The organism is Bacillus sp. EB106-07-01-XG149, assembly GCF_058791555.1.
Map to the genome: position 1 here is coordinate 175,494 of NZ_JBYTDP010000005.1, position 16,665 is coordinate 192,158.

Genomic DNA, 16,665 nt, shown 5'->3' on the forward strand with positions numbered 1-16,665 from the left:
TGTTTGTCCTGTTTGTCCTGTTTGTCCTGTTTGTCCTGTTTGTCCTGTTTGTCCTGTTTGTCCTGTTTGTCCTGTTTGTCCTGTTTGTCTTGTTTATTTTGCTTGTCCTGTTTGTCTTGTTTATTTTGCTTGTCTTGTTTGTCTTGTTTGTCTTGTTTGTTTTGTTTATCCTGCTTATTTTCTATTTCCTGTTGTTCTAGTTCAAATTTGTCAGAGTCTAATTCAGAACGCTTGTCTTTTTTATAGCTTGTTATTCTATAAATCTTTATTTTGTTCTGTTTTCTATGTTTTGGCATAGGAATCCCCTTTCGAATTTTGTTATTTTATTCTATTCTATGTAATTTAGTAGAGGTGGCTTGGACAATAGATAGAAGAATGTGTTTAAGAGAGGTTTATTTTTTCACTAGATTTTCACGCTAAAAAAATTTAGTGTTTTTTTGTTTTGAATACAACTAGACAACTAAACACTAATCTATTTTCATACAGTTATGTGTTAAAAGCGTGTTGTTTTATAACACACTGTGTGTTTTTTGGGTGACACACTAATTGAAAGCGTTAACACACAAAGAAAACAGTCGAAAAAGTGCTGATTTTAGTGGTTTTAAAAAGTTGGCACGCTAATTGCATTAATAAATAGCGTAAAGAAAAATAAATAAACATAAATTTTTTATACTACACAAGGGGGATTTTCAAATGAATATTTTATTATGTTGCTCAGCAGGGATGTCTACAAGTTTACTAGTTACAAAAATGGAAGCGGCTGCAAAAGCTCGCGGTCTAGAAGGAAAGATTTGGGCTGTATCTGGGGATGCAGTAAAAACAAATATCGATCAAGCAGATGTATTATTACTAGGACCACAAGTTCGTTACATGCTTTCTTCAATGAAAACGCTTGCTGATGAGAGAAACGTTGGAATCGACGTTATCAATCCAATGCACTACGGCATGATGAATGGAGAAGCAGTTTTAGATCACGCGTTAACACTTAAAAAATAATTAGGGGGGAAGCGAAATGCAAAAGTTTATTGCGTTTATGGAGAAGTATATTGTTCCTGTCGCTGGTAAAATCGGATCGCAACGTCACTTAGCTGCGATCCGTGATGGATTTATTGCAGTTATGCCACTTATTTTAGTTGGTGCACTGGCATCACTAATTAATGGTTTTCCGTCTGAAGCTTTCCAAGAGTTCATGAAAGGTTTGTTTGGTGAAACGTGGAAACAAGTTGGCGGTGGAATGTGGACTGGTTCTTTCGCAATTCTAGCACTAATCATAGCATTTACAACAAGTTATAACTTAGCAAAATCTTACGGCGTTGATGGTTTGTCAGCAGGTATTATTTCATTTGGTGCGTTAATTATTCTTACGCCAACAACACCGAAAGAAGGCGGATTGAACTTAGCTTGGACAGGGGCACAAGGGCTATTCGTAGCGATTATCGTGGCACTCCTTGTTACTGAGGTATTCCGTTTCTTTGTACAAAGAAACATTACTTTTAAAATGCCTGATGGAGTACCGCCAGCAGTTTTAAGATCTTTCGCAGCTATAGTTCCAGCATTTGTTATCTTAACAGTAGTTGCAGGTATTCAATTAGCAGTGAAATTAGCTGGTACAAGTGTTCATGAATTTATCTTTAATACGATTCAATCACCACTGCAAAGTTTAGCAGGGACATTACCAAGTGCAATTGTCATTGTACTCCTTGTTCATCTTCTTTGGTTCTTCGGTTTACATGGGCCAAATATCGTTGGTGGTATTATTGAGCCATTATACTTACCGGCATTAGAGAAAAATATGAAGTTATTCCAAGGTGGTACATCTGCATTTGATGTTCCAAACATTATTACAAAACCATTCTTTGATACTTTCGTATATCTTGGTGGTTCTGGTGCAACATTAGCGTTCTTAGTGGTCGTATTACTTGTAGCAAAAAGTGCACAATTACGCGGTGTATCTCGCTTATCAATTGGACCAGGTGCATTCAATATTAACGAACCAGTAATCTTTGGTACACCAATTATTTTAAATCCAATTTTATTCTTACCGTTTATCCTAACACCAATTGTATTAGTAATTACTTCTTATACAGCTATATCTATTGGGTGGGTACCAAAAACAGTTGTGATGATTCCATGGGCAACACCACCAATTATTAGTGGTTATCTTGTAACAGGTGGACATCTTTCAGGTGCAATTCTACAGTTATTCAACTTTGTAATTGCGATGGTAATCTACTATCCATTCGTTGTATTATCTGACCGTTCTGTTGTTCGTACTGAAAAAGCAGCAGCACAAGGAAATAACAACTCTGTACCTATGTAACATAGTAATTGTTCTCACAGATAACATTATCTGTGAGAACAATCACCTTTATATCATGTTCAGAAAGATGAGACCCATCTACAAGAACACCAAACTATCATTAATAAAATAATAATTTAATAGAAATGTTCAAACTGAAGGGGTATTTAAATCGGTTGAACCATAATAGAGAGGGCGGTAATTATGATGACTACAGCAGAACAAATTCCATTCCAATTAATTTTAAATAGTGGTAATGCACGAAGCTTTGCGATGGAGGCACTTCAATTTGCCAAACAGGGGAAAATGGCAGAGGCTGATGAAGCGATGGTAAAGGCGAAAGAAGCGATTAATGAAGCGCATCATTTCCAAACAGAGCTCATACAATCAGAAGCAAGAGGAGAAAAAACAGAGATTAGTGTTCTTTTAATTCATGCACAGGATCATTTAATGAATGCGATTACAGTAAAAGAATTAGCAGCAGAATTTATTGACCTTTATAAAAAGTTAGAAGCGAAAGGGGAATAAAGCATGACTGGAATTAAAATTGCTACAATCGGCGGTGGATCTAGTTATACACCAGAGTTAATTGAAGGATTTATTAAGCGTTATGATGAGCTTCCTGTTCGTGAAATTTGGTTAGTAGATATTGAGGCAGGAAAAGAAAAGTTAGAAATCGTTGGTAACTTAGCGAAACGTATGGTGAAAAAATCTGGTTTACCAATCGAGGTACATTTAACACTTGATCGTCGTGAAGCGTTAAAAGGTGCTGACTTCGTAACAACGCAGCTTCGCGTAGGTTTATTAGAAGCTCGTGCAAAAGATGAAGCAATCCCATTAAAATATGATGTAATCGGTCAGGAAACGAATGGTCCTGGTGGTTTATTTAAAGCGCTGAGAACGATTCCTGTTATTTTAGATATTTGTAAGGATATGGAGGAGCTTTGTCCGAATGCATGGTTAATTAACTTCGCGAACCCAGCTGGTATGGTAACAGAAGCTGTCCTTCGTTATACAAATATTCAAAGAGTAGTTGGTCTATGTAACGTTCCAATCGGAATCCGCATGGGTCTTGCAAGATTACTTGAAGTAGATGCAAGTCGTGTACACGTTGATTTTGCAGGTTTAAATCATATGGTATACGGACTAGACGTATATTTAGATGGCGTAAGTGTAATGGATCGTGTGTTAGAGCTTGTAACAGATCCAGAAAAGCAAATTACGATGGAAAATATTGCAGCGCTTAACTGGGAGCCAGACTTTATTCGCGGCCTTCGTGCAATTCCATGTCCATACCATCGCTATTACTACAAAACACGTGAAATGTTAGAAGAAGAGAAAGAAGCTTCGATTGAAAAAGGTACACGTGCAGAGGTAGTGAAACAGTTAGAAGATGATTTATTCGAGCTATATAAAGACCCGAACTTAGATATTAAACCACCACAATTAGAAAAACGTGGCGGCGCTTATTATAGTGACGCAGCATGTAGCTTAATTACGTCTATTTACAATAATAAAGGTGATATCCAGCCTGTTAATACACGAAACAACGGAACAATTGCAAGCTTGCCACATGACTCTGCTGTTGAAGTGAACTGTATTATTACGAAAGAAGGTCCAAAACCAATTGCAGTTGGAGATCTTCCCGTACCAGTTCGCGGTTTAGTACAGCAAATTAAATCATTTGAGCGCACAACAATTGAAGCTGCTGTTACAGGGGATTATCATAAAGCGCTGCTTGCTATGACAATTAATCCACTTGTACCATCAGATAAAGTTGCAAAACAAATTTTAGATGAAATGTTGGAAGCACATAAAGAATATCTTCCGCAGTTCTTCAAAAAGGTAGAGAAATAAAGCGGCGCTATTTAGCCCGCTTTTTTTATTCTATTAGGAGGTATTACGATGATTAAGTTAATTGTAAACGCAGATGATTTCGGTCTTACAGAAGGTACAAATTACGGTATTATTGATGGACATATAAATGGACTTGTAAATTCAACGACGATGATGATGAATATGCCAGGAACAGAGCATGCGGTACGCTTAGCAAAAGAATATAACCTACTCGGAGTAGGCGTACATCTCGTATTAACGGCAGGGGAACCTCTTCTTGGAGACGTACCTTCACTTGTAAATAGCGATGGATTGTTTCATAAACAAAGCGTCGTATGGGAAGGGAAGCTAAATGCAGAAGAAGTTGAGAGAGAATGGACTGCTCAAATTGAGAAATTCTTAGCTTATGGATTGAAACCAACGCATTTAGATAGTCATCATCACGTGCATGGATTACCGATTTTGCATGATGTTCTTGAGAGATTGGCAGCTACATATAATGTTCCAATTCGTCGTTGTGAGGAAGAGCGAGCAGTACGCCCGTTTTCTGACGTGTTTTACAGTGACTTTTACGCGGATGGTGTGACGGAAGATTACTTTGTGAAGTTAAAAGAAAGAGTACAAGATGAACAAACGGTAGAAATTATGGTTCATCCAGCTTATATTGATCCAGAGCTTGTGAAGCGTTCTTCTTACGTAATGGATCGTGTGAAAGAATTGCGTATTTTAACAGGGAGCGAGTTGCCGGAAGGAATAGAACTTGTGAAGTTTTAATAGAAAAACGACGGCTACATAATGCCGTCGTTTTTTTATTTACAAAATGGATAGGGTATATCCACCAAAGGCTCCGAGTATAACGATAACCCAAGGTGGTGTTTTCCAAAAAGCGAGCAAGCAAAATAGAAGAGACGCAAAAACAAAATCTACAGCGTTCATAATTGTGCTCGTCCAAATAGGATCATAAAAAGCTGCTAATAAAATACCGACAACGGCTGCATTGATTCCAAGTAGTGCGCCTTGTATGTAAGAGATTTTTCTCACACTGTCCCAAAATGGTAAAACACCAATAACGAGCAAGAAAGCAGGAAGAAAGATCGCAATTGTTGCGAGTATTGCCCCAAGCATCCCGTTTAACACTGCTCCTATATAAGAGGCGAATGTAAATAGTGGGCCTGGTACCGCTTGTGTTAATCCGTATCCAGCTAGGAACTGTTCTTTCGTCATCATTCCGTTTTGTACAAATTCACCTTCAAGAAGGGGCAGCACGACGTGTCCGCCTCCAAATACAAGTGCACCAGAGCGATAGAAACTATCGAATAAAGCGATGTAATAAGAGAATGGTCTTAATATTGGTAGCACTATTAATAGTCCGAAGAATAAGACGAGGCAAGAAACCGCTATCGTTTTTGAAATAGGTACTTTTATATTTTGAGATTGGTTAATTGCATGGTTGCAATATAAAAACCAGCCGATAAAGCCAGATACTATAATGAGAATGACTTGTGTCCAGCTACTTGGCCATAATAAGGCGATTGCAGCAGTTACAATAGCAATCGTCGCACGATTTCGGTCTGGCGTTAATTTTTGCGCCATTCCCCATATGGCATGAGCAACAATGGCGACTGCTACAAGTTTTAGTCCATGAATCCAGCCAGCACTTCCAAGGTCGAACTGATTAAGGAACGAGGCGAAGAAAACTAAAACAAGCACAGAAGGTAGAGTGAATCCAATCCATGAAATAATAGCTCCTAATAATCCACCTCTTAATAATCCAACTCCCATACCGACTTGACTGCTAGCAGGACCAGGAAGGAATTGGCATAGTGCTACTAAATCTCCATAGCTTCGTTCATCCATCCATTTTCTTTTTTGTATGTATTCGTGGTGGAAATAGCCAAGATGGGCGACAGGACCACCAAATGAAGTAAGTCCTAATTTAAATGAGACGAGAAAAATCTCTAATAATGTATGAAAAGTATATTTGTTATTTTTCAAAACGACCTCCTAGAATGCTTTTCTACGTGCATTATACAAGAGATAGTAAAGAAAAAGGAACGATTCTAATGTAAAGATTGTGTGAATCTTTTCTTCGTAATTAAAACTTGAAAAAGTCATAAATGATTATGTATAAACCATAAAGTAGTAGAAGTAGTGCTGGGAAATTTATATAAGGAGAATGCCTGTATGACAACACATTTCTTTGCGAGGTTAACAGGGAAGAGGGAAATACCTCCTGTAAATACAGAAGCTTATGGTGTAACAGAGTTTATATTTAGTGATGATTTAAAGAAATTACAATATCGGATCATATTGAAAAACATCGAAAAAGTTACATCATGCCAAATTCATTTAGGAAAAGCGGATCAAATAGGTCCAGTGGTTTTAAATTTGTTTGGTCCAATAAAGCAAGGTATTAGTGTAAATGAAGGAGTCGTGACCGGTGTAGTCAATGTGGAGGATTTTGAAGGGCCTTTACAGGGGAGAGCGTTTGATAGCTTACTTCAAGAAATCATTCAGGCGAATGTATATGTAAATGTTTATACAAAGTCTAATAAGAAGGGCGAAATCAGGGGGAGAATCAGAAAAGTAAAGAAGTAGAAAAAAGGCTGTCCATATTTTGGAACAGCCTTTTTTTCTATAAGGTACAAATTTTAGTGGTTATTGTCGGTAAATCGATATATTTAAAAAACTGCTTCGATTAAATTTTTACAGGCTGATTTTTAATGAAGAAGTCCATGATATAAAACACTTCATCATCAGGTATTTGTATTTCAAATGTATTTTCAATTGGTTGTAATGCTTTTTTCACTTTCATATACATCCAGTACTCATCTTGTCTTCGTTTCTCTTTATCTGGATGAGGGAGGAGGCTTTCTCCTTTTTGAAGACGGTCAACCATACAGCTCATATGCAGAATCACACCCATTAAGCTGTCAGGAGTTAGCTGTAAGGAAATTAATTCTTGAATTGTATTTAATGCGTAACGAATTGTTTTAATAAGTAATGCTCCGTCGTTCCGCTGCATTTGTTGTTCCAGAATATCAGCCATTTTTGCATATGTTTCTTCATACGTAATTAATTCTTGAATTGGCTGAATCGCTGTGTAGTTTACAATGTCTTGGAAATGGTATGTTAAGCATGGCACCTGCACATCGAAATTTGTGACGATACAAATGATATTTCGCTCTATTTTTATGTTCTCAATCATTTTCGTTAAATCTTTTTCATGGACGATACTAATCGGAATAATTTCAATTAAGTCTTTGTCAAATCGCAAATAGTTCTCTAACATTTTTTGAATAGCTAAAGCACTGCCTTCCCCAGTTAAACAAGCTGTTAAAATAACAGACTTCATTGGTGATAGTGGCTTTTTCTTTTCTTCTTGTACGTTTAAGTAAAACGGTGTTAAGTTCTTCACTGTTTCATATAATGCATCTAACGAGTAGCCAAGTTGAGCTTTTCGAGCTGCTTCTAGTGCATGTGGAGTGCTTGTCATGGAAAGAACACGTACCGGGATTTTGAACTCAGTTTCTAATATATCACCAATATAAGCGAGCGAGCCCATATCGACGAGTAAGAGAAGTCCATTTACATTTTGGAGTGTTTTCATATACACTTTCACACGCTCTAAGAAATCTTTCGGCGATTCATGTAACGGCATATCGATGCCGGTTACTTCCTCAATGCCGAGCAGTTCGTTTGCGACGTTTGCCATTTCTGTTGCGATGCCGTTGCCGTGCGCTAATATTAATACTTTTACTTCTGTTTGCGAGGCAGGAATTGGATCAACAACGAAGAACATTGTTAAAAAGCCTGCTTCATCAATAGGCATTGTTATTTGTAATTCGTCCTCCAGTAGTTGAATGCATTGCATAGCTACGGAAAAAGCGTCTTTATATTTCGTACGAATTTGATTTAATTGTGGGTGATGAATTTGTTTCCCAGCTTGCAAACGTTGTAGAGTTGTCTGTACATGTAAGCTTAAAGCGAGAAATACTTTTTCATCAAACGTCTTAGATAAATGCTTTTCAGCAAGTTCCGCAATTCTTTCACATACGGAAACGATATTACGATCCACAATTTTAAAAACATTTTCATGACTTGTTTTTTTAGATATTTGGTTAAAATATTGTACGAAAAAGCTTTGAATATCATTTTCTATTAGTAATTCTAATTCGTCCTCTTCAATACCGCGAGCTTGAAGTTCTTCGTATTTATAGTCAATATAATCGTAAATAGAAGACCGTTTTTCATTCTCTATTTTATGATTACTCCAACCTTCATCACCTGTAAATATAAATGTTTCATTTGGTATTTGGTATAGATGACGGCTCTTTCTTTCAATGAATAGCCCTTCTTTCATATACCAAGGTAAATCTGTACTTGAAACATAGACAGAATCACGTTTCTTTGTCACAAAGTCAGAATAGGCTTTCGCACAGGCAATTTGTACATCCGTTTTTAATTGCCCGATGTTATTGGGACAATTGTAAAAGACGAAAGCGCGCATTGCATTCGGACTAACGTGAATTTCTTTTCGCAGACGGATTGCTTCATTTGTGAAAAATAGTTGCAGTAAAGCAAATCGTTCTTTATGTGTACGCTCACGAAGTGGTGGCAGCGTAACAGTCATTGGTATACGTCTTGTAAATGTTTTTAATAAAAATGAATTTGGTTCTTCTGTTGTTGCAGTAATGATTAATACTTGTGCTTTACGCTCGTTTTCTGTTTCTCCAAGGCGGCGGTATACCCCGCGGTCAATAAAGGTGAAAAGCATTTCTTGTCCCTCTGGAGGAAGGCGATGTACTTCATCTAAGAAAAGGATCCCCTCATGTGCTTTTTCAATTAACCCTTTTTGATCACTTGCCCCTGTATAAGCTCCTTTTTTAATCCCAAATAACTGCCCCAGTAGTAGCTGTGGATTATTTGCGTAATCGGCACAGTTAAAGACGATAAATGGTGCATTTTTAGGAAGCTGTTCAACTTCAATTGCATATTCGTGCATTAAAGAAGCAAACATAGATTTTCCGACTCCTGTTTCTCCTAGCAGTAAAGTATGCATACCGTTTGGAGGATAGAGAATAGAAGCTTTTGCTTTTTCGATTGCGATTTTAAGGCTTGTATTTTCAATTGCAAATGTATCTAATGAAGTCATTTCCTTTGAATGCGTTTCCAACGAAGCGTTCGTTTCTATATAAAAACGAACAGGACGCGTATTTGTTTTTAATAAACGTTTATCTTTTACAAGTTTGTTTAAGTCGCTACTTACATTGGCACGATCTAGTTGCAACAGGGTAGCGAGTTCTGATGCGGTTACACCTTCTATATAATTCCCTTCTTGTATTGCGTTAAAAATGAGATCTATTCGTTTCATTTCTATTCACCTCGAAACTTCATCACTATTTAAAATTTTACACAAAAATGGGAAGGGTGGGAAGAGAAAAATAAAACAGCTTTAGCAAATAGGCACTAAAGCTGTTACAATCTTGTGTCTTTCCAAAAGTTCACTTCGAGGTGAGAAGATGGATTATAGGGAAGAAGTTTGTATCCTTGTGACTGTAAGTAATCAATTACTTTAGGCAGTATTTGTACGGTTACACTCGAATCATGCATTAAAATCACTTCGACTTGTTCATCGCTCTGATTACGTACTCTTTCTAGTATGGCAGAAGGATTGTCATAGCTTTTCCAGTCATATGTATCGATTGTCCAATCCCACATTTTATACTGGGCGGATACAAGTGCATCACGGTAATTCTTTTTTAAGTAAGGCATGCTACCATACGGGACACGAACGAGATGTGTATTTAATTTTGTAACTTGCTGAACAATATTTTGTGTTTGTTCCATTTCTGTAATTAAAGCGGATGGATCACCAGTGTAAAGGCGTTTTACATCGTGTGACATACTGTGAAGTCCGATATAATGTCCCTCTTTAATTAATCGTTGCATTGTTTTTTTATAATGTGGCACTTTTCCACCAATAACAAAGAAAGTTGCTTTTCCGTTCTTTTCCTTTAAGATGTTTAAAATTTGCGTAGTATATTTGTTTGGTCCGTCATCAAATGTTAAGTACGCGATTTTTTGGATAGGAGAGGTAGTTTCAGTATTTGGATGATGTTCAGCAGGGGTCATTGTAGTTGCTCCTGCATGAGATGACGCGTACATAGTAATCGTTAAAAATAAAATAATGTATTGAAATACTCGCTTGATCATAACATTCACCCTCAGTTTGACAATCAAGATGTAAAAAAGAAAATATAATCCTTTTCTTATTATGTATATCTTTCTCCAATAGCGGGACTCTCAAACAAACTATATTTTGGAAATATGAAATGGGGAATAAAAAATAAAAAATAGCATCCTCTTATAAGAAAGAGGATGCTATTTGAATATTTCATAATTGTAAAGGCTATACTACAATTAGTCTTCGCGTTTTTTCACTTTTTTATAAAAGGAAATAAGTGGTTTGTAACGTTCATGTACAAGCCCGATTACTTCAGCAATGATTTCTGTAAAGAAGATTAAAACGAAAAGAAGAATAATGGATAACCATAATGTCGCACTAGAGAAAATGATTGCATTTACACTAAAGAAAATACCGAATGCGTATATAATTAGTACCGTTTTACGATGAGAGAAGCCCATTGCAAGTAAACGGTGATGTAAATGCGATTTATCTGGTGCTGAAATAGGTTTTTTATTTACGACACGACGGATAATTGCAAATGTCGTATCAAATACAGGTACGCCTAAAATGATAACTGGAACGATAAAGCTGAATAACGTTACACTTTTGTATAATCCAAGTAACGATATAACAGAAATACAGTATCCTAAAAATAGTGCGCCTGTATCTCCCATGAAAATTTTTGCTGGATGGAAGTTGTAGAATAAAAATCCAATTGTACTTGCTAATGTAATTAATGCTAGTGGTAAGATAATAGCGGCTCCAGTGCCCCATGGGCTAGTGAAGGCCATATATGCTAGCGTAGCAAGTACGATAGATGAAATACCAGCAGATAACCCATCTAAGCCATCAATTAAATTGATTGCATTTGTAATACCTACAATCCAAAATACTGTAATTGGATAAGCAAGCCATCCAAGTTCAGTATCCCCGAGGATTGGAATATATAATACTTGCACTAATAATCCACTTTTTACAATCATCATGGCAACTAATAGTTGTCCACCGAATTTTACCTTCGCAGATAACTCGTACATATCATCTAAAATACCGATGATTACAATGATAATCGCACCTAGCGTTATCGATAACATTCTTTGTTCATATAAGCCGCCGACAACAAATCCTACAGCTACACCAATAAATATCGCTAATCCGCCAAGACGAGGCATAATCTTTTGGTGTACTTTACGAGCGTTTGGCTTATCTGTTGCTCCTATTTTAAAAGCTAACTTAATAACTAAAGGAGTAACGACGAGTACAGTGATGAAAGATGCCAAAATGGCATAAATCACTTGTGAGTCCATTAATACCCCACCCTTTTATAGTCTAACGTAATTTTTTTTAATATATTTATCTGAAAATTATGATGTTTATTTACAGGCTCATAACATATGGTATCACAAAAAGATTAGAATTCAATCTTTTTTTCTTTGTACGGCAAATGGAAGCAGATAGAATATATGACAATTGTATACAGAATGTTGAATCGTTTGAGAAGGTTAATTGTATTGAACTTTAGAATATGACATTTTCTCTTTTTTCGATAATGAATATTTTTATTTCAGTATTATAAGTGTTACACCTAGAAATGAGTAAGTTCCGTGTTAAAATGTGGGAATTTATCCGCATGAACGGGCAGTAAGGCTTCCGCCTCAAAATTTAGTTGAGGCAAAGAATTTAGGTGGGAACCTTAATTCCTGTAAAATCTCGATTGGTTTAACTAATAATTAGCCGGGGATGGATGCCCCTCACTGAATAAAGTTTCATTTTATATTCTTGCATGTAATTTTACAAAAACTTAAAAAAGAATGGAAAAAGTAATTCATATAATAAAGAAGTAAAAGAGTTTTCTCATTTTTAATGTGAGAGGGGGAAGCACAGGGAGCATTCTATGTATTCGTATATTTTCTATTGTATATTCCTGTGCGAAAAGGAAATGAAAATTACGATAATAGGTACCGGATACGTTGGATTAATTACAGGAGTAGGGTTGGCAATGTTGGGCCATTCAGTCACATGTTTTGATATAAATGATGAGAAAATTGAACGGATAAAGCAAGGAAATCTGCCTATTTATGAAGCGGGTTTATATGAATTAATAAATGATGCATGTGAGAATGATTGTTTAACTTTTACAACAAGTAGAGCGAAAGCATTTTACGATGCAGAATTTATATTTATTGCAGTTGGAACGCCATCTTTATTAGATGGGACAGCGGATTTAACATATATTCGAAGTGCTTGTGACGATATCGGAACATATGCGACGAACGACATTATTGTCGTTACGAAAAGTACGGTTCCTGTAGGTACAAATGATGTTATGAGGGGATGGATTGAGGAGAAATTACAAAATAGATATGAATTACATATCGTATCGAATCCGGAATTTTTACGGGAAGGTTCAGGGATTTACGATTTTTTTCAGGGAGATCGTATTGTAATTGGAGCAGATAATGAGGAAGCGGCACGAAAAGTGGAGAATTTGTATAGTGAATTACGCTTAAAAACGTATGTTACAGATATAAAAAGTGCAGAGATGATTAAATATGCATCGAATGCTTTTTTAGCGACAAAAATTAGTTTTATCAATGAAATTTCAAATATATGTGAGAAGGTAGGAGCCAATGTATTAGACGTTGCACAAGGGATGGGAATGGATAAGAGAATTGGGACGTCTTTTTTAAATGCGGGCATTGGTTATGGGGGATCTTGTTTTCCGAAAGATACGAAAGCCCTTGTGCAAATTGCGGGGAATGTGGCGCATGATTTTCGCTTGTTAAAAGCAGTCATTGAAGTGAATAATAAACAACAGTTGTTATTGATTGAGAAAGCGAAGAAAGTATTAAATATGAACAAGAAGCGGATTGCGGTGCTGGGAGCGGCATTTAAACCGAATACTGATGATATAAGAGACGCACCGTCCCTTATTATGATACAAGAATTAATTCATATAGGTGCGGATGTAGTTCTATATGACCCAAAAGCGATTCCAAATATGAAAAATCTCTTTGGAGAGACTATACAATATAGCGAATGTATAGATGAATCGATTAGAGGAGCGAGTGCGGCTTTTATCATGACAGAATGGGAGGCTATCCGAGCTTATCCGTTAGAAAAGTACGCACAACTTATGAGAGAGCCTATTTTATTAGATGGAAGAAATTGTTATACTATTGAGGATGTCAAGAAGCAAGAGATAGATTATTATTCGGTTGGAAGAGAAAGTATTTGTAAGAGGGACTTTTCCGTTATTCGTTAAAAAGGCATGTATTCATGTATATTCTTATATGTCATAATAGAATTTGTAACTAGTGAAAGAAAAGAGGCAATGAAATGACTGAACGTTTAAAAGTAATGACAATTTTCGGGACACGTCCAGAAGCAATTAAAATGGCACCTCTTGTGTTAGAGTTGCAAAAGCATCCAGACAAAATTGAATCGATTGTGACTGTAACAGCACAACATCGTCAAATGTTAGACCAAGTATTAAGTATCTTTGGAATTACGCCAGATTTCGATTTGAATATTATGAAAGACCGCCAAACTTTAATTGATATTACAACGCGTGGTTTAGAAGGTTTGGATAAAGTAATGAAAGAAGCAAAGCCGGATATTGTACTTGTACATGGTGATACAACGACAACATTTATTGCAAGTTTAGCTGCTTTCTACAATCAAATTCCAGTAGGGCATGTTGAAGCAGGACTTCGTACATGGGATAAATATTCTCCATACCCAGAAGAGATGAATCGCCAATTAACAGGCGTTATGGCAGATCTTCATTTCTCACCTACAACAAAATCAGCAACGAACTTACAGAAAGAAAATAAAGATGAGTCACGCATTTTCATAACAGGAAATACAGCAATTGACGCACTAAAAACGACTGTAAAAGAAACATATAGTCATCCTGTACTAGAGAAACTTGGAAACGATCGTCTTGTACTTATGACAGCTCACCGTCGTGAAAACTTAGGAGAGCCAATGCGTAACATGTTCCGTGCAATTAAACGTCTTGTTGATAAGCATGAAGACGTACAAGTTGTGTATCCTGTTCATATGAACCCTGTTGTTCGTGAAACAGCGAATGATATTTTAGGCGATCACAGCCGCATTCATTTAATTGAGCCGCTAGATGTAATTGATTTCCACAATGTTGCAGCTCGTTCATACTTAATGTTAACTGATTCTGGTGGTGTACAAGAGGAAGCGCCGTCACTTGGTGTACCAGTTCTTGTTCTTCGTGATACAACAGAGCGCCCAGAAGGTATTGAAGCAGGTACGTTGAAATTAGCAGGAACAGACGAAGAGACAATCTTTGGTCTTGCTGATGAGTTGTTATCAGATAAAGAAGCTCATGATAAGATGTCAAAAGCATCTAATCCTTACGGTGATGGCCGTGCATCAGAGCGCATTGTAGAAGCAATTTTGCAACACTTTAATAAGTAAATAAAAAAGAGCCAAATCATGTGCGATTTGGCTCTTTTTGTTATTGCTGATTTCTCATAATCCACTCTGCATGAGCATTCGTAGAAGGAGGTGGTTCAGTTGGTGTTTTGTTCTGATTCTGATTCGTTTCTTTCTTTGCTTTTTCGTCAGAGTTAGAATTTGAAGAAGGATTTGATTCGGTTTTTGTAGTTGGATTTTCTTGAGTGTTTGCTGTTTCTCCTAATTCTTTTTTAATTTCGTTACGTACTGTCTCTACACCGATTGGATCTGGAAGGAAGTAATAAATACCACCTATTTTTTTGTCTTCTCCTTCGAGTTTGAACGTTTGTATTGTAGAAGGATCAAACCCAGATAGTTTATTGTAAAGTGCAAGTCCGTCAGAAATAGGAATGTCAGTTTTTATATATTTTCCAACGACTGCTGTTAAATCTTTAATTTTAAATACGGTAGAGGCTGAATTTAGTTTTTGAGCAACAGCGGCTAGTAATTGTCTTTGTCTAGCGGCCCGACCGTAATCGCCGTTTGGATCCTGCTTTCGCATACGTACGTATGCGAGTGCTTCTTCCCCATTTAAGTCTTGTTGTCCTTGCTTAAATTCGATTTTTTTGTAGTAATCCACGTCCGAACGCTCCCAAAAATCGAATGGGACATCAACAGTAACACCGCCAACAGCATCAACAATACCTTTAAAGCCTTGGAAATCAATTTTAATATAATGGTCTACAGGAACTTTTAGAAAACCTTCGACCGTTTTGATTGCCATTTCTTCTCCGCCGTAAGCGTGCGCAGCGTTAATTTTGTCTTCTTTGTTCTTTCCAGCAATTGGAATGCGACTATCACGAGGGATACTCATAAGCGAAATCTTTTTAGTTTTCGGATTGACTGTCGCAAACATTAATGAATCTGTACGACCGTTTTGACCGTCCGTTGCATAATCTTCTATACCCATAATAAGGAGTGTAAAAGGCTCCTTTGTAATTTCTACATCTTCGGTTCTCAAGTCCGATTTTTGACGAGTAAAACCACTATACATCCCCATGAGAGAAGAGTAGGAATTTAATATATAAAGTCCTACACCACCAAATAAAAATACGAAAATAAGGAAGTAGAAAAACTTTCTTCTTCGTTTCTTTTTTATTCTGCTATTTTGGAGATGATAATAACGTTCTTCCATATATAATCTCCTTAGTTCATTTGTAGGGAAGGAATTCACTACATTAATCTTTAAAGATGAGGGTGTAGTTATTCTTAGATAACATCTTGTTCTAAGTACAACATATCTCCTTCTTTAATTGTACATTTCCCATTTGTTAATTCAATCATCCAATCTGTGAATGCTTGTTTTCCGTCTTCTTCTACATACGTATCAAATGTGACATTTTCTAGATAATGTATATCTTTAATGGCATATTTTGAATTACGTAATTCATTTTCAATTTTGCCAAGTAATGTGTAATCAATTTCGGTCTGCATAACACGCATTAGTTTTCGCTCGACAACACCGACATGATTAATGCCTTCGCTTGTACATTTTCCATATGCGCGAATTAATCCGCCTGCGCCAAGTTTGATGCCACCAAAATAGCGTGTAACGACAACGACGGTATCCTTTAAACCGCGTTTTTTTAGTACCTCTAACATAGGTACGCCAGCTGTACCGCTAGGTTCTCCATCATCATTTGCTTTTTGAATTTGATCTTGTTCGCCAATCAAATAAGCAGAACAATTATGTGTGGCATTCCAATTTTGTTTTTTTATTTTTTGTATAAATTCTTGAGCTTCTTCTTCGGTTGTAGCTCGGCTAATATAACAGATAAATCTCGATTTTTGAATGACAATTTCGTGCTCACCGTATTCTTTGATTGTTAAATATTGTAATAACACT

14 protein-coding genes and 1 pseudogene are annotated in these 16,665 nt (G+C 36.6%); 8 read left to right on the plus strand and 7 right to left on the minus strand.

Going from position 1 to position 16,665, the window contains the following annotated elements; genetic code table 11:
* A pseudogene (locus AC3WTA_RS20605) lies at positions 1–296 on the minus strand (polyamine aminopropyltransferase); the annotation flags it as partial.
* Positions 297–693: 397 nt separating this feature from the next.
* Between AC3WTA_RS20605 and AC3WTA_RS20610 the strand changes: the two are divergent.
* The 5 genes from AC3WTA_RS20610 to chbG all read left to right on the plus strand — a co-directional run bounded on the left by AC3WTA_RS20610 (position 694) and on the right by chbG (position 4,909).
* Positions 694–996, plus strand: a complete 303-nt coding sequence (locus AC3WTA_RS20610) for a PTS sugar transporter subunit IIB (RefSeq protein WP_001023569.1) — start codon at positions 694–696, stop codon at positions 994–996.
* Between the two features lie 16 nt (positions 997–1,012).
* Positions 1,013–2,320: a PTS cellobiose transporter subunit IIC gene (gene celB / locus AC3WTA_RS20615; RefSeq protein ID WP_001168832.1), complete on the plus strand. Its 1,308-nt coding sequence runs from the start codon at positions 1,013–1,015 to the stop codon at positions 2,318–2,320.
* A gap of 183 nt (positions 2,321–2,503) precedes the next feature.
* Positions 2,504–2,827 (plus strand): PTS lactose/cellobiose transporter subunit IIA, encoded by a 324-nt coding sequence (locus AC3WTA_RS20620; protein ID WP_000989050.1) that lies wholly within the window; start codon positions 2,504–2,506, stop codon positions 2,825–2,827.
* A gap of 3 nt (positions 2,828–2,830) precedes the next feature.
* Entirely contained in the window at positions 2,831–4,156 is a 1,326-nt protein-coding gene (gene celF, locus AC3WTA_RS20625; protein WP_000145765.1) for a 6-phospho-beta-glucosidase, read from the plus strand.
* Between the two features lie 48 nt (positions 4,157–4,204).
* A complete protein-coding gene (gene chbG / locus AC3WTA_RS20630; protein WP_097860404.1) occupies positions 4,205–4,909 on the plus strand; it encodes a chitin disaccharide deacetylase in 705 nt (234 codons plus the stop codon).
* Between the two features lie 39 nt (positions 4,910–4,948).
* Here chbG and AC3WTA_RS20635 read toward each other — a convergent pair whose 3' ends face one another.
* Positions 4,949–6,130 (minus strand): chromate transporter, encoded by a 1,182-nt coding sequence (locus AC3WTA_RS20635; protein WP_492333004.1) that lies wholly within the window; start codon positions 6,128–6,130, stop codon positions 4,949–4,951.
* A gap of 189 nt (positions 6,131–6,319) precedes the next feature.
* Here AC3WTA_RS20635 and exsM point away from each other — a divergent pair, with 189 nt between their 5' ends.
* Positions 6,320–6,733: an exosporium regulatory protein ExsM gene (gene exsM, locus AC3WTA_RS20640; protein WP_000207035.1), complete on the plus strand. Its 414-nt coding sequence runs from the start codon at positions 6,320–6,322 to the stop codon at positions 6,731–6,733.
* Between the two features lie 100 nt (positions 6,734–6,833).
* Here the strand turns inward: exsM and AC3WTA_RS20645 are convergent, their stop codons facing one another.
* From AC3WTA_RS20645 to tagO, 3 genes are all read right to left on the minus strand, one after another.
* Positions 6,834–9,509: a sigma-54-dependent transcriptional regulator gene (locus AC3WTA_RS20645; RefSeq protein ID WP_097860406.1), complete on the minus strand. Its 2,676-nt coding sequence runs from the start codon at positions 9,507–9,509 to the stop codon at positions 6,834–6,836.
* Positions 9,510–9,613: 104 nt separating this feature from the next.
* Positions 9,614–10,351 (minus strand): polysaccharide deacetylase family protein, encoded by a 738-nt coding sequence (locus AC3WTA_RS20650; RefSeq protein WP_000597166.1) that lies wholly within the window; start codon positions 10,349–10,351, stop codon positions 9,614–9,616.
* A gap of 207 nt (positions 10,352–10,558) precedes the next feature.
* Complete coding sequence (tagO, locus tag AC3WTA_RS20655; RefSeq protein WP_000378315.1) at positions 10,559–11,632, minus strand: UDP-N-acetylglucosamine--undecaprenyl-phosphate N-acetylglucosaminephosphotransferase TagO; 1,074 nt, start codon at positions 11,630–11,632, stop codon at positions 10,559–10,561.
* A 587-nt stretch (positions 11,633–12,219) separates the two neighbouring features.
* Here tagO and AC3WTA_RS20660 point away from each other — a divergent pair.
* Positions 12,220–13,590: a UDP-glucose dehydrogenase family protein gene (locus tag AC3WTA_RS20660; protein WP_000287630.1), complete on the plus strand. Its 1,371-nt coding sequence runs from the start codon at positions 12,220–12,222 to the stop codon at positions 13,588–13,590.
* A 74-nt stretch (positions 13,591–13,664) separates the two neighbouring features.
* Positions 13,665–14,780 (plus strand): non-hydrolyzing UDP-N-acetylglucosamine 2-epimerase, encoded by a 1,116-nt coding sequence (wecB, locus tag AC3WTA_RS20665; RefSeq protein ID WP_000140113.1) that lies wholly within the window; start codon positions 13,665–13,667, stop codon positions 14,778–14,780.
* Between the two features lie 40 nt (positions 14,781–14,820).
* Here the strand turns inward: wecB and AC3WTA_RS20670 are convergent, their stop codons facing one another.
* Together AC3WTA_RS20670 and AC3WTA_RS20675 are read right to left on the minus strand one after the other, a co-directional pair.
* Positions 14,821–15,954, minus strand: a complete 1,134-nt coding sequence (locus AC3WTA_RS20670; protein WP_000392779.1) for an LCP family protein — start codon at positions 15,952–15,954, stop codon at positions 14,821–14,823.
* 74 nt (positions 15,955–16,028) lie between these two features.
* Entirely contained in the window at positions 16,029–16,664 is a 636-nt protein-coding gene (locus AC3WTA_RS20675; RefSeq protein ID WP_000926686.1) for a YigZ family protein, read from the minus strand.
* Between the last annotated feature and the right edge of the window lies 1 nt (position 16,665).

Coding starts and splice junctions, on each gene's coding strand:
- celB (WP_001168832.1), top strand. CDS start 1,013: ATGCAAAAGTTTATTGCGTTTATGGAGAAGTATATTGTTCCTGTCGCT.
- tagO (WP_000378315.1), bottom strand. CDS start 11,632: ATGGACTCACAAGTGATTTATGCCATTTTGGCATCTTTCATCACTGTA.
- AC3WTA_RS20670 (WP_000392779.1), bottom strand. CDS start 15,954: ATGGAAGAACGTTATTATCATCTCCAAAATAGCAGAATAAAAAAGAAA.
- chbG (WP_097860404.1), top strand. CDS start 4,205: ATGATTAAGTTAATTGTAAACGCAGATGATTTCGGTCTTACAGAAGGT.
- exsM (WP_000207035.1), top strand. CDS start 6,320: ATGACAACACATTTCTTTGCGAGGTTAACAGGGAAGAGGGAAATACCT.
- AC3WTA_RS20620 (WP_000989050.1), top strand. CDS start 2,504: ATGATGACTACAGCAGAACAAATTCCATTCCAATTAATTTTAAATAGT.
- AC3WTA_RS20660 (WP_000287630.1), top strand. CDS start 12,220: ATGTATTCGTATATTTTCTATTGTATATTCCTGTGCGAAAAGGAAATG.
- AC3WTA_RS20610 (WP_001023569.1), top strand. CDS start 694: ATGAATATTTTATTATGTTGCTCAGCAGGGATGTCTACAAGTTTACTA.
- celF (WP_000145765.1), top strand. CDS start 2,831: ATGACTGGAATTAAAATTGCTACAATCGGCGGTGGATCTAGTTATACA.
- AC3WTA_RS20650 (WP_000597166.1), bottom strand. CDS start 10,351: ATGATCAAGCGAGTATTTCAATACATTATTTTATTTTTAACGATTACT.
- wecB (WP_000140113.1), top strand. CDS start 13,665: ATGACTGAACGTTTAAAAGTAATGACAATTTTCGGGACACGTCCAGAA.
- AC3WTA_RS20645 (WP_097860406.1), bottom strand. CDS start 9,509: ATGAAACGAATAGATCTCATTTTTAACGCAATACAAGAAGGGAATTAT.